This is a genomic window from Flavobacterium sp. NRK1 (genome assembly GCF_024054175.1).
Lineage (GTDB): Bacteria > Bacteroidota > Bacteroidia > Flavobacteriales > Flavobacteriaceae > Flavobacterium.
This window is the reverse complement of sequence record NZ_JAMXLA010000001.1, coordinates 3545341-3559044: the sequence shown is the minus strand read 5'-3', so window position 1 is coordinate 3559044 and position 13704 is coordinate 3545341. Positions and strand designations below refer to the sequence as shown.

11 protein-coding genes are annotated in these 13704 nt (G+C 35.3%); 9 read left to right on the top strand and 2 right to left on the bottom strand.

Translation table 11 applies throughout. The annotated features are described in order from the left end of the window. Nucleotides 1–144 precede the first annotated feature (144 nt). Nucleotides 145–873: a GntR family transcriptional regulator gene (locus NHE85_RS16380; RefSeq protein ID WP_252813219.1), complete on the bottom strand. Its 729-nt coding sequence runs from the start codon at nt 871–873 to the stop codon at nt 145–147. A gap of 183 nt (nt 874–1056) precedes the next feature. Between NHE85_RS16380 and NHE85_RS16375 the strand changes: the two genes are divergently transcribed. The 8 genes from NHE85_RS16375 (at nt 1057) to NHE85_RS16340 (ending at nt 12029) form a co-directional block, all read left to right on the top strand. Further along, nucleotides 1057–3735, top strand: coding sequence for an ROK family protein (locus tag NHE85_RS16375; protein WP_252813218.1), 2679 nt, complete (start codon nt 1057–1059; stop codon nt 3733–3735). Nucleotides 3736–3784: 49 nt separating this feature from the next. Continuing rightward, complete coding sequence (locus NHE85_RS16370; protein WP_252813217.1) at nt 3785–6139, top strand: GH92 family glycosyl hydrolase; 2355 nt, start codon at nt 3785–3787, stop codon at nt 6137–6139. Between the two features lie 13 nt (nt 6140–6152). Next, nucleotides 6153–7316, top strand: coding sequence for a sugar MFS transporter (locus NHE85_RS16365; RefSeq protein WP_252813216.1), 1164 nt, complete (start codon nt 6153–6155; stop codon nt 7314–7316). Between the two features lie 433 nt (nt 7317–7749). Further along, nucleotides 7750–8607, top strand: a complete 858-nt coding sequence (locus NHE85_RS16360; RefSeq protein ID WP_252813215.1) for an STAS domain-containing protein — start codon at nt 7750–7752, stop codon at nt 8605–8607. Continuing rightward, complete coding sequence (locus NHE85_RS16355; RefSeq protein ID WP_252813214.1) at nt 8607–9005, top strand: STAS domain-containing protein; 399 nt, start codon at nt 8607–8609, stop codon at nt 9003–9005. The genes NHE85_RS16360 and NHE85_RS16355 overlap by 1 nt, the downstream gene beginning before the upstream one ends. Beyond that, the gene (locus NHE85_RS16350; RefSeq protein WP_252813213.1) at nt 8983–9399 is read left to right on the top strand and encodes an anti-sigma regulatory factor; all 417 of its coding nucleotides are present in this window, start codon (nt 8983–8985) and stop codon (nt 9397–9399) included. Before NHE85_RS16355 ends, NHE85_RS16350 begins: the two co-directional genes overlap by 23 nt. Continuing rightward, the gene (locus NHE85_RS16345) at nt 9392–10408 is read left to right on the top strand and encodes a SpoIIE family protein phosphatase (RefSeq protein ID WP_252813212.1); all 1017 of its coding nucleotides are present in this window, start codon (nt 9392–9394) and stop codon (nt 10406–10408) included. Before NHE85_RS16350 ends, NHE85_RS16345 begins: the two co-directional genes overlap by 8 nt. A 1-nt stretch (nt 10409) precedes the next feature. Then, nucleotides 10410–12029 (top strand): ATP-binding protein, encoded by a 1620-nt coding sequence (locus tag NHE85_RS16340; RefSeq protein ID WP_252813211.1) that lies wholly within the window; start codon nt 10410–10412, stop codon nt 12027–12029. Nucleotides 12030–12092: 63 nt separating this feature from the next. Here NHE85_RS16340 and NHE85_RS16335 read toward each other — a convergent pair whose 3' ends face one another. Next, nucleotides 12093–12317 (bottom strand): hypothetical protein, encoded by a 225-nt coding sequence (locus NHE85_RS16335; protein ID WP_252813210.1) that lies wholly within the window; start codon nt 12315–12317, stop codon nt 12093–12095. A gap of 361 nt (nt 12318–12678) precedes the next feature. Here NHE85_RS16335 and NHE85_RS16330 point away from each other — a divergent pair, with 361 nt between their 5' ends. Then, on the top strand, nt 12679–13680 hold the full coding sequence (locus tag NHE85_RS16330) for an SDR family oxidoreductase (RefSeq protein WP_252813209.1): 1002 nt from the start codon (nt 12679–12681) through the stop codon (nt 13678–13680). Nucleotides 13681–13704: the final 24 nt, after the last annotated feature.

Sequence of the window (13704 nt, the reverse complement as noted above, 5' to 3'; positions counted from 1 at the left end):
TTAAGCTTTTATTCTTACGGTATATATTTCTATAATCTTTCTCTGTAGTCAAAGTGATATTCATGTTAATTGTTAATGAGTTATGAAGTACATAAATCTAAGAATTATTTATAAAATTCATTCATAACTAAATCATAACTTATATTATCGCTCAAATTCAAGAGTATAGGTAAAACTGTCAGCTTTATAATATCCTATGTTCCATTCCAGTGGCCTGCTTCCCGGATCATATACAAAACGCTTACGTTTTAATATAGGTTCTCCGCATTTAACTTCAAGTTTTTCTGCTAAAATTTCTGTAGCACTTATTGCACTAATTTCCTCTCTTGAGAGTTTTGCAATAGAATTATAATCATTTTCAAGTATTTCATATAACGGGCGTGAAAAATCTTCATTGCCGGTTAGTCCAATTCTTGGGTTAAAGTAAGATATAAAATACACAAATGGATATTCTTCTTTTCCGCGAAGCCTTTCTAATTTAAGTATTCTTGTATCTTGTTTAATGTCAAAAAATAAACAAAGCTCTTCATCAGGCTGTACCCAGCTTATATGTAACTCATAATTTTTTACGCTAATTCCTAAAGCTTTCATTTCCTGCGAAAAACTCATCCAGTTTTGTGCTTTAGAACTTACACCGGTTTTTGTTGCAAATGTGCCTACACCTTTTTTACGGACAAGTAATCCTTCATAGACTAATTTGTTAATAGACTGTCTTAGGGTACTGCGGGATATACCCAGTTGTTTGGAAAGATCTACTTCATTAGGAAACTTTACACCACTCTGATACGTGTCAGATTTAATCGCAGTTCTCAATTGTTCTTCAATCTGAACATGTAATGGAATAGGGCTGTTATGATTTAAATTTATCTTCATTATGTATGTATTCCCTTTTTAAATGTAAAATCAGGATTGGTATAAATGTCTATACAAAGTTAATTTATTTTTTTGCAATTTTTAAAACTCGTTTTGTAGTTTCATAACTATTGCTTTACTTTACAAAATCAATATGTATATACATATGTACATATATATTGATTTTTATATAAAAAAAATATTATGGCATTGTATTACTTAGGTATTGATGTAGGAGGTTCTCACTTATCGGGAGCGATTTTAAATTCAGAATCAGGATTGCTAGTTGCTAATTCTTATCAAAAGATAGCGATAGACCCTAATGGATCATGTGATGATTTCTTTACCGGATTCAAAAATTTAATTGATAAAATACTGGCAGAAGCTAGAATAAATTCAGATTCTTTAGCTGCTATGGGAATAGCAATGCCAGGTCCATTTGATTATAAAAATGGGATATCAAAAATTTATGGTGTTAAAAAATATGACGCTTTATTTGGGCTTAATGTTAAGCATGAATTAGAGAAAATAGCACAATTTCCTGTGTATTTTATTAATGATGCTGAGAGTTTTGCGTTTGGGGAGTATACCGCGGGAGCTGCAGCAAAAAGCTCTAAGAGTATAGTACTTACATTAGGTACGGGTTTTGGAAGTACATTTCTTATTGAGGGATCAGTACAGACTAAAGAAGGTAATGGTGTGCCTGAAAATGGATATTTATATAATATTCCATTTAAAGACGGTATTGCAGATGATTACTTATCTACACGCTGGTTTATTAATCAGTGGGAAAACCTAAATAGGGGAAGTATAGTAAATGTGGAAGCATTAACACTGCTTGCGGATCAAAATGATACTGATGCTCTTAGAATATTTGATGCGTTTGCAAATAATTTAGCTAGTTTTATTAAGCCATGGCTTGATGCATTTAAACCTCAAAACCTTGTTCTTGGTGGAGGAATAGCAAAAGCAGCCCCTTATTTTATAGATATTCTATCTTCTAAGCTCAATTTGCAAAATACCTTAGATATAAAGATATGCCAATTGTGGGAGGAAGCCGCTATTATTGGCGCTGCAACCCATGCAAAAAACAGTTTACAAATTAAGGTTGAAAAACAAAATACTGAATGGCGTAAAACCCAGCAGTTTCTTGCACCTGTAAAAAAAAGCATACAGCAGGAGTATTATGATCTTTATCCTTCTTTTCCATTAGGAAACAGTAAAATAGCATCGGGTGCTTTAGCACTGGCAGAATGGATAGCAAATCATAAGGCGGTTATTATAGACGGATATGTTGGTGTTTTTTGGGACAATGTAGTAAAATCCATTGATGCCGAGTTGGTTAAACTTGGAAAAAAAGCAAGATGGTTTCATGTTGATGCAGCGCTAAAGTCAGCCAAAGAACTTGATGAAATGCTGGAGCCCTATTTGGGAGGTGATGATCCGCTTTTTGGTAAAATTACGGATAAAAACTTAGTAGATTGGTTTGACACAAACAAGTTGTCTCATATACAGCAGGATGCTTTGGCCGATATAAATATAATAATAGGTAGCGGTTCAGTACTTTCGGGCTGGGATGCGCCAATAGTATATTTTGACCTGCCTAAAAATGAATTACAATTCAGGGCCCGTGCCGGCATGGCTGGTAATCTCGGCGTAGAAAATAGAATAGACAACCGCCGTACTTATAAACGATTCTTTTTTATAGACTGGGTTGTACTCAATAAGCATAAAAATGATATATTTTCGAAAATAGATCTCATGGTAGATGAGCAGCGTCCTGATGAATATCTGTTTATAAAAGGAAATGATTTAAGGAACGGGCTTGCTGCTATGGCTACTAATGTGTTTAGGCCGAGGCCATGGTTTGAGCCTGGTGCATGGGGAGGAACCTGGATGAAAGAGCACATGGATGGTCTTAACAAAGATGTTGATAATCTGGCTTGGTCATTTGAACTTATGGTGCTTGAAAATGGTTTGCTATTTGAAAGTGACGGCTATTTGCTTGAAGTTTCTTTTGATACTATAATGTTTTCAAATTATAAAGACGTTTTAGGAGACTGTGCCGAAACATTTAAATATGATTTTCCAATACGTTTTGACTTTTTAGATACGTTTGATGGTGGTAATCTTTCTATTCAGTGCCACCCTGGTACAGAATATATTAAAGAGCATTTTGGGATGCCTTTTACTCAAGATGAAACGTATTATATTCTTGATTGTAAAGAAGACCCGGTAGTATATTTAGGATTTCAGGAAGGCATAAATCCACAGGAGTTTAGAGATGCACTTACTTACAGCCAGAAACATGTAGAAAAGCTTGATGTAGATAAGTATATACAAAAATTCAAAGCAAAAAAACACGATCTTTTTCTTATTCCAAATGGTACAATTCATGCATCAGGCAGTAACAATATGGTACTTGAAATTAGTGCTGCTCCTTACATATTTACCTTTAAAATGTACGACTGGCTTCGTTTAGATCTTGATGGCAAACCAAGACCTATTAATATAGAGCGCGGTATGGAGAATCTAAATTTTGAGCGAAGTGGTGATGTGGTTATAAAAGAGCTTATTTCTCAACCTTATTTGTTAGTTGAAAATGATGAGTATACTATAGAACATCTCCCTACGCATCCGGTACATTTTTATGATATTTATCGTTACCACATTACAGGTAAAGCATATATCGAAACAAACAATAAATGCCATGTTTGGATGATTGTAGAAGGTCAGTCAGTAAAAGTAGTAACCGAAAACGGCATTAGCCAGATATTTAATTATGCCGAAACATTTGTAATACCCGCATCGGCAAAAAGCTATACTATTTATAATCTTAGCCCCGTCAGCAATGTAATTATGGTAAAATCATTTGTTAAGTAGAACCACGGTTGTAGTACAAATCAAAAAAATAACTATTTTATATTTACATATGAAAAATATTTCAAGCTTCTTATTTATAGCTGCTATGGTCTTTACATCGCAAGCTATATTTAGTCAGAAAACAAATAAAAAATTATCAGACTATGTAGATCCAAATATTGGTACTGCCCATAGCCGATGGTTTTTTTACACACCTGCCGCTATGCCTTTTGGTTTGGCAAAACTGGGCCCGTCTACAAATGCGCATCTAGGTAATGAACAGGGATGGGAAGCTACCGGTTATGATGACAGGGATACTTCTATAGAAGGTTTTGCATGTTTGCACGAATTTCAGATTGGCGGTATAGTAGTTGCACCATCGGTGGGTGCTTTGCAAACTATACCCGGCAGTCTTGACAATCCTGATGAAGGCTACAGATCAAGGTTTGACCGTAAATATGAATATGCCACCTCTGGTTATTATTCAGTTTTATTAAAAGACTATAAGATAAAGGCGGAACTTACAGCTACAAAAAGGGTAGGATTTCAAAGATATACTTTCCCTAAATCATCCCAATCAAATATTATTTTTGATATTGGCAACAGGCAGGGTGAAAGTGGGGCTGTTAAAGAGGCAAAAGTTACTATTACTAAGGACGGAAGGATAGAAGGTTATGTTATAACCATTCCTGAATATGTGAAAAAATATCAGGCAGGTGCAGATGTTGCTATGTATTTCTCGGCTGTTGTAGATAAAAATCCGGTTTCTTCAGGAGTGTTCAGTAAAAAAGGAACTCAGGCAGGTGCAAAAGAAATTGCGGGTGAAGGCGCAGGAGCTTATTTAACTTTTGATACTAAAGAGAATGAAACGATTACCGTTAAAATTGGATTATCATATACATCTGTAGCAAATGCCCGACTTAATCTTGAGACAGAAGCTAAAAACCTGAGTTTTGATAAAGCTAAAAAGCAAAGCCTGACGACATGGAATGATTATTTAGGAAGAATAACTGTAGAAGGTAAAAACGAAGCGGATAAAATAAAGTTTTATACAGGATTATACCATGCACTACTTGGACGTGGACTCGGAAGTGATGTTAATGGTGCCTACCCGATGAATAACGGTAAAACCGGGCAGATACCTTTAGATGATAAAGGCAAGCCACAATATAATTATTATAATACTGATGCTATCTGGGGAGGCTTCTGGAATTTAACCCAGCTATGGGCACTGGCTTATCCTGAATATTATGCCGACTGGATACAAGCCCAATTGCTTGTTTATAAAGATGCAGGCTGGCTTGGCGATGGTATTGCATCAAGTAAGTATGTGTCGGGTGTAGGTACAAACTTTACAGGTCTTGCTATAGCATCTGCTTATAACTGCGGAATTACAAATTATGATGTTGATGTAGCCTATGCGGCAGCTCTTAAAAATGAACTTGAATGGAAGGATAGAATAGAAGGAGCAGGGAAAATGGATGTGAAGCAGTTTGTAGAACATGGCTATTCACCTCAAATTGATACTATTGGTTTTGATACAGTTGCAAATGGATCAGGATTTTCTGCCTCACATACTTTAGAATATTCATATAGTGCTTTTGCTGTAGCGCAATTTGCCAAAGCATTAGGCAAAACTAAAGATTATGAACAGCTTATGAAACTGTCGGAAGGCTGGAAATTATTATATGATAAGGAAACTAAATTCATTAGGCCTAAAGATGCCAATGGTAATTTTGTAGCAAATTTTGATCCATCACAACCCTGGAGAGGATTTCAGGAGGGCAATGCATGGCAATATACTTTTTATGTACCTCACGCTGTTGAAGAGTTAGTAAGCACATTAGGTAAAGATACCTTTAATGATAGGCTTGAAAATATATTTGAGATATCTCAGAAAAATGTATTTGGCGGCGGAACTAAAATTGATGCATTTGCAGGGCTATCAGGATTTTATAATCATGGGAATCAGCCTAATCTCCATATTTCATGGATGTTTAATTTTTCGGGTAAACCTTATCTAACCCAAAAATGGGTACATGCAATATGCGATGAATTTTATGGTACGGAAGGTATTCACGGATACGGATACGGTCAGGATGAAGACCAGGGACAACTGGGTGCCTGGTATGTTATGTCTTCTATAGGTCTGTTTGATGTAAAGGGGCTAACAGAGATTAATCCATCATTTCAGGTAAGCAGTCCGTTATTTGATAAAGTTACTGTTAAACTGCCGAAAGGTTTAAACAGAAAGCCTTTTGTTATTGAGGTAAGCAATAATTCTAAGACTAATGTTTACCTTAAGGAAGTACAATTTAACGGCAAAGATTTAAGCAAATTATCTCTGGATTTAAAAGATATTGCAAAAGGGGGTTTTGTAAAAATGAAAGTTGGATCGGCACCAAGTCAAAAATGGTCTAATTAGAGAAATTAAGATTATGCAAAAAAAACAATCTGCAATACAACTTTTACCCGTTTTATTTAGCTTTTTTATAATGGGTTTTTGCGACCTCGTGGGTATATCGGTTACTTATGCACAAGCGCAGTTTAACTGGACAGAAACTCAGGCAGGATTTTTACCTTCATTAGTTTTCCTGTGGTTTTTTATATTATCCATTCCTGCTGCTATGGCGATGGACGTATATGGTCGAAAAAAAATGGTTTTATCAGGATTGTTTTTTACTCTTTTAGCTACTCTTATACCTGTTGTAGTTTTTACTGAAACAACATGTTATATTACATTTATACTGTTAGGTATTGGTAACACTATACTACAGGTGGCTGTAAATCCATTGCTTACAAACATAATTAGTGGAAAACAGCTTGCCAGTTATGTTACACTGGGACAATTTATTAAAGCTATATCATCATTTATAGGGCCAATACTGGTTGGTTTTTTTTCACTCCGATACGGTTCATGGGAGAAAAGTTTCTATATATACACAGCTTTGACATCATTGTCGTTATTGTGGCTTTTTTTTACCAGAATAGAAGAAGGTGTAACAGAAAAGAAAACTGCAAGCTTTACCAAAACTATTGGATTGCTTAATAATAAAAATATACTATTAGCTTTTATAGGCATCTTGTGTATTGTAGGAATTGATGTTGGTATGAATACCGTAACACCTAAATTACTTATAGAGCGAGTTGGGTTGGCTAAAGAAGCTGCAACATATGGGTCAAGCTGGTATTTTGCTGCCCGTACTATAGGTACCATTTGTGGTGTATTTTTATTAAGTAAGTTTTCTGTAAAATATTTCTTTAGGGTAAATATGTTTATTGTAATGCTGTCACTTGTAGGGCTGTTATTTGCAAATGAAAAGGCTTTAATACTCTTTTTAGTATGTATAATAGCTTTTACGTCTTCAAGTATTTTTGCTGTTATATATACATTAGCCCTTAGGTCTAAACCCCTCCTTACAAATGAAATATCGGGGCTTATGATTACCGGTGTGGCAGGTGGTGCTATAATACCCCCTCTCATGGGTTTAGCTACTGATATGGCACGATCACAACAGGGAGCTGTTGGGATAATATTATTATGCGGTGCATATTTGCTATATTGCTCTTTTAAGCTTGGAGTCAGTACTCAAGATGCCTGATTAAATAATTCTGCTATATTTTTTACATTTGGATGGTTGTTGGCTCTGCATATTAAAGGTCATACTATCTAGAAATCTATAAATTTTTCGAAAACTATATTTAAGTTTTTTTAAGTTTAGTCTTAAATAAAATTATAATACACCTATGTTAATAAAGGGTCAGATTCTTATTCGAATACTTTATTAAACATTCCTAATAGGGCGCTTAGTTTTTAGGTAGCCCTATATTTTTATTTTACTAAATATCTATACCTGTATGACGCTATTATAGATCTTATAATATACCCTAAATGCTAAACTATAAGAAAATTTGTTTAAAATATAACATTTTGGTTTTATGAAAGATTATATTTGTTAAGATTGCGCATACCTAAAAATAAGGTGACTCTTAATCAAACAGCAGTTAGCTAATTTAGAAACGAATTATTTACTAATGGAACATAAATCAACACAAATTTTGAAAGAAAAAAAAGAATCAATTCTTGAACTTTGGATTACTAAACAAATGGCTCAGGATAGTTATTTTAACGCAGAAGATCAAAAAGAAGATTCTGAAGATTTTCTTAATGCATTTTTAGGGACTATAAATGAGTCTGTTATTAATGATCAAAATGGTAAAGGATTTGAAAAAGTACACGATATTCTTATGGGAATATCTGTTTCAAGAGCTAAACGGGGATTTACACCTCGGGAAACAGCTATTTATATGTTTACATTTAAAGAGGCTTTATTAGAAGTGCTTTCAAAAGATATTTCTGATCCTGCAAAACTGTATGAAGACAGCCTGAAAATTAGTAAGATTATTGATAATATGGCTATTCTTACTTTTGAAGGATATATTAAAGGGCGTGAAGATGTAATTGCAAGACAGACTGACGAGATAACAGAAATATCTACACCGGTTATACGCGTATGGGATGGTGTTGTTGCCCTTCCTATCATTGGCACGCTTGACAGCGCAAGAACACAGGTAGTGATGGAAAACCTGCTTCAGCAAATAGTTGAAACCAGTAGCACTATCGCTATACTTGATATATCAGGAGTACCGGCAGTTGACTCGCTTGTAGCCCAGCATTTAATTAAAACGGTAAGTGCCACAAGATTATTGGGAGCTGAATGTATTATTAGCGGCATAAGGCCGGAAATTGCTCAAATAGTTGTACATTTAGGAATAGACCTTTCAAATATAATAACCAAATCTACATTGGCGAGTGCATTACAGGCTGCATTTAATATGTTGCAGCTTGAGGTAAATAACAAAAAAACAACTTATATAAACAGGGTAGATTAATGGAAAGAATTCCAATTCTTAAAATGGGTGATTTTTTATTGGTCACCATTCAGGTAGATTTGTACGATCAGCTGGCCGAAAATCTGGAATCTGATTTAGTAAACTCTGTAAAAAAATTCAACTCTAAAGGAGTACTTATAGATATTTCCTCTGTTTCTATTATTGATTCATTTATGGGGCGTATACTCGGTAACATTGGTGTAATGTCCAGAATTATGGGTGCCCAGTCAGTTATTGTAGGCATGCAGCCTGCTGTAGCTATGACTTTGGTAGAACTTGGACTCACTCTTACAGGTGTTTCTACTGCACTTAATGTTGAAAAAGGTATGGAACTTTTGCGTTCTAAAATTGTATTAAGTGAGGGCAAAGGTTATTATGATAACAACAACACTGAGTAAACAGGATTTCTTAATTGTTCGGGACCAAGATGTGATTCCTTTCAGGAATCAGGTTAAGGAAGCCGCAGTAAAGGTTGGTATGGGAATATTGAACCAGACCAAGTTGATAACTGCTGCAAGCGAACTTGTGCGTAACCTCCTTAAATATGGTGGTGGCGGTACAGCTGAGATTGAAGTAGTAAATAATGGAAGAGAAAATGGAATACGGCTTGTTTTTAAGGATAATGGGCCCGGTATTCAGGATATTGACCTTGCTATGAAAGACGGTTTTAGTACAGGAAAAAGCCTTGGTTTAGGTCTTCCTGGAACTAAAAGGCTGGTGAATGAATTTAATATACAATCTGCTGTAGGTGAGGGTACTATAGTTACAATAATAAAATGGAAGAATGGATGATACCGTTTTCTTTAATTATAAAATTGAAGACAGGAGTTATGTATCCTTTGTAAAAAGAGAAATTCATAACATGGTTGTGGCAGAGGGTTTTAGTACACAAAAGATCGGCGAGATAGATATAATTGTATCAGAAGTTACCTCTAATCTTGTAAAATTTGCGCAGGAAGGAGAATTAATTTATCGTATCTGCAATGATGAAAACGGTTGTTTCTTCGAAATGTACTGTCTTGATAACGGTAATGGCATTCGAAATCTTTCACAAATGATCAAGGATGGGATTTCTTCTTCAAATACATTAGGACAGGGATTAGGAGCTATAAACAGGCTTAGTGATAATTCTGCTATATATACGTTGCCTGAATGGGGAACAGTTGTGTACAGTAGAATATATAAAAATCAGGTAACATTAATCAATACTAAAAAACATTTTGAACTGGGTGCTGTACAGGTATGTTACCCTGGTGAAAAAGTATGCGGTGATGCATACCATATAAAAAAAATAGGTAACGGCTATCAGTTTTTTATGGGCGATGGATTAGGTCATGGCAGTAATGCGAATGAAGCCGCTCAGGAAGCTGTAACTGCTTTTCAGGAATGCAGGGAAAAAAGCCCGTCTGAAACCCTTAGATATATACACCAATGTGTAAAAAAAACACGAGGACTTGTGTGTACAATAGCTTATCTGGATTATGAATCTCAGAAATGGCATATATGTGGCATTGGAAATATTTCCACTATTCTTTATACTGGTATAACCAGCAAAAATTATACACCATATAACGGTATTCTTGGGCATAACATTCCAAGAACACTTAATAATTCTGTTATGGACCTTGAAAGGTACCAAACCCTGATAATGCATTCTGACGGCTTGCGTACCCGATGGAACCTTAGTGATTTACCGGGCCTGCTAAAATATGACCCTAATATAATATCTGCTGTGCTTTATAAAGATAATGCCCGATACAATGACGATATGTCTGTAATTGTGGCTAAAATAAATCTATAAGATGAAGGAAATTGTGCATATCGGCCTTGATAACGAAATGGATCTTATTCTGGCGCATAAACGTGCTATAAAGCTTGCAGAACTATGTGGATTAATCTCATCAGCCCAAACAAGGTTTGCTACAGCGGTTTCTGAAATTGCACGATGTTCTATATCAAATGGTAAAAATTCTTATCTTATTTTAGGTATTAGTTTTTTAAGTGGCGGAAAAAAAGACATTACAGCTATAATATATGATGATGTAGATTTAGAAAAAGCTAATCCGGAAGCTTATGCTTATGCTTCTAAGCTATCGCATAATATTAAAACTCAGATAAGCAATAAAGTATATCAAACCATTTTAAGTGTAAAAATTCCATATTCTGGTATTATATCTGAAAATCGTATAGCTTCTTTTAAAGAGCATTTTACAAAAGAGACCTCACTATCACCTTATGATGAACTGCGTAAGAAAAACATGCAGCTTATCGAACTTTCTGAAAAACTTAGCGAAAGTGAAGGTAAATACCGCCAACTTACTGACACACTTCCATTAATTGTTTTTTCAGTTGGAGTGTCAGGCATTATAACCTTAAGCAACAGGAGAACTAAAGAAATATTTGGTGCCCAATTTGATAATTTCTATCCTACTACTATCAATACAATATTTCACTCTAATGACAGCGCAATAGTAAGTAAAGGTTGGGAAATGTCACGTAAAAAAGGGATTATCTATACAGGGCAGGCCCGTGTTGAGGTAAATGAGAAATATGTCTGGCATCTTATATCTATAGTACCGGATAATGATGAAAAGGGCGACGTAACAGGCCTCATAATTTCAATGGTAGACATTCATGCCCAAAAGCTTATTGAAGAGACATTAAAAGATAATAAAGAACTTAGACAAGTGCAGGAAAGCCTTAAAACCTCAAATGAAGAGCTTTCCCGAAAAAATAAAGAATTAGAGCAATTTGCATATATTGCCAGCCATGATCTTCAGGAGCCTTTGCGTAAAATAAGAAATTTTACTTCTTTAGCAGAACGATATCTTACGCCTGTAGAAAAGGAAAAATTGTATTTTGATAAAATAAATGCATCTGCAGAGCGTATGTCACGCCTTATAAGCGATGTTCTTAATTATTCAAAATTATCTTCTACTGAAAATGAGTTTTCGGAAGTAGACCTCAATATAGTTGTAGAAGATGTAATCAGTGATTTCGAATTTCTGATTGAAGAGAAGCGCGCAAATATTACAATTGATGAGCTTCCTGTTATAAAAGGTATTTCTGTACAGTTAAGCCAGTTATTTTATAATCTTATAAGTAATTCCTTAAAATTTGTAAAAGTAAGCCCTGAAATAAAGATAGCTTATGAGTTTTTAGCTGAAAATATTACGCAACAGTCAGGAAATTTTCACAAGATATCTATAACTGACAACGGTATTGGTATAGATGACAAATACTTATCTAAAATATTCACTATTTTTAAGAGGCTTCATCACCAAAGTGAATATGAAGGCACAGGAATAGGGCTTGCTTTGTGTGAAAAGATTGTCAATAACCACGAAGGAACTATTCATATAAACAGTGTACCAGATTTAGGTACAACAATAGATATTTTTCTACCTGCTGCAATACGATAAAAGCTTTGTATAAATCTGGAGTTTATAAAAATAAAGTGTTGTCTTTCTGCAATATTGTAACGATTAATTATTTGATTTTTTTGCAGCGTATAGCCCTCCCGCAAAAAGAACAATTGCTAATCCTAAATAAATAAAGCCCTGCTGTTTTCCGGACTCATTAGACGCATCAATCTTGATACCCAAAAAGTTAATTTCTTTAGTACTGTCGGCTATTTTATTTACTCCTATATATCCAACACCTAAACTGATAACAATTAGTATTATACCTATTATTTTTGAAGCATTCATTTTTTTTGGTTTTAATGTTTCTCTAATTTAAAAAAAATAATCTGAATAGGAATCAAGATGTTTAGTTTTATAATTTTTTTATGTAAGGGAGAGAGATATAGAATCTCTAAATTAAATTATTTTAAGGATGTGATTATAATTCAACTTTAGAATTATATAAATTAAAGCGTGCAACTTATCGGTAATAAAGATAGCATAAAGAGTGTCCTTTCGATATTATATAATCTGCGAAAAGCTATCTTAATAAGAATTATCTCGATAATTTAGTAACAGTTAGTTTATCAAACCTTTAACGGATATTTACCACACCTGCTTCTTATGTCATTGTAATTTTAAGTTTTTCACAATAAAACTTATAATTATGGAAAAGGAAAATACCATAAGCCGCCGTCAGGCGCTAGGCAGCATCGGTGCAGTAATTGCCACTACAGTTGTTAGCCCCGCTGTAGCTAAGGGGCTTGAACACAATAATACTCCGTCTAATGCAGGAGAAGATCCCACCACAAAATATCCGCAGCCACCTTTTAAAGAACAAAAACAGTCCTGGCCTGGGCTTGCAGGCAAAATGGATCCAAAACCCGATCATGGTGAAAAAAGTTATAAAGGTTCCGGCAGGCTAAAAGGCCGTAAGGCACTGATTACCGGTGGAGATTCAGGTATGGGAAGGGCCGCTGCAATTGCTTATGCACGTGAAGGTGCCGATGTAGCTATTAATTATTATCCTAATGAGGAAGAAGATGCACAGGAGGTTATCAAACTTATAAAGGCTGAAGGCCGCAAGGCCATAGCTATTCCCGGTGACTTGCGTGATGAGGCATTTTGCAAAAAGCTTGTAGAAGAAGCGGTTAAAGGCCTTGGTGGGCTAGACATTGTAGTAAATAATGCGGCACGCCAGCAAACTCAGGAATCTATTATGGATATCACTACGGAAGCATTTGACGCTACCATGAAGACAAATATTTACGCACCCTTCTGGATCATAAAGGCTGCATTACCACACTTAAAACCAGGCGCAAGCATTATAGGAACATCTTCTGAACAGGCATATGACCCAAGTGCCGAATTATATGACTATGCTCAGACAAAAGCAGCCACAACCAATTATATTAAATCATTGGCAAAGCAGTTGGGGCCAAAAGGTATAAGGGTTAACGGGGTAGCACCAGGCCCAATATGGACACCGTTACAGGTTAGCGGCGGCGCTACTATGGAAAAGCTAACCCAATTTGGAGGAGACACCCCTATGGGCAGGCCGGGGCAACCGGCTGAATTAGCTTCTATTTATGTACAGCTTGCAGCTAATGATGCAAGTTATGCTACCGGACAAATTTACGGCGCAGCCGGCGGAGGCGGACAACCTTAAATTAGTTTTTATAAATAAAAATCA

Bases quoted from the DNA above. Each gene is read 5' to 3' on its own strand.
- NHE85_RS16350 (WP_252813213.1), top strand. From the start codon at position 8,983: ATGATAACAACAACACTGAGTAAACAGGATTTCTTAATTGTTCGGGAC.
- NHE85_RS16360 (WP_252813215.1), top strand. From the start codon at position 7,750: ATGGAACATAAATCAACACAAATTTTGAAAGAAAAAAAAGAATCAATT.
- NHE85_RS16355 (WP_252813214.1), top strand. From the start codon at position 8,607: ATGGAAAGAATTCCAATTCTTAAAATGGGTGATTTTTTATTGGTCACC.
- NHE85_RS16365 (WP_252813216.1), top strand. From the start codon at position 6,153: ATGCAAAAAAAACAATCTGCAATACAACTTTTACCCGTTTTATTTAGC.
- NHE85_RS16380 (WP_252813219.1), bottom strand. From the start codon at position 873: ATGAAGATAAATTTAAATCATAACAGCCCTATTCCATTACATGTTCAG.
- NHE85_RS16375 (WP_252813218.1), top strand. From the start codon at position 1,057: ATGGCATTGTATTACTTAGGTATTGATGTAGGAGGTTCTCACTTATCG.
- NHE85_RS16335 (WP_252813210.1), bottom strand. From the start codon at position 12,317: ATGAATGCTTCAAAAATAATAGGTATAATACTAATTGTTATCAGTTTA.
- NHE85_RS16340 (WP_252813211.1), top strand. From the start codon at position 10,410: ATGAAGGAAATTGTGCATATCGGCCTTGATAACGAAATGGATCTTATT.
- NHE85_RS16370 (WP_252813217.1), top strand. From the start codon at position 3,785: ATGAAAAATATTTCAAGCTTCTTATTTATAGCTGCTATGGTCTTTACA.
- NHE85_RS16345 (WP_252813212.1), top strand. From the start codon at position 9,392: ATGGATGATACCGTTTTCTTTAATTATAAAATTGAAGACAGGAGTTAT.
- NHE85_RS16330 (WP_252813209.1), top strand. From the start codon at position 12,679: ATGGAAAAGGAAAATACCATAAGCCGCCGTCAGGCGCTAGGCAGCATC.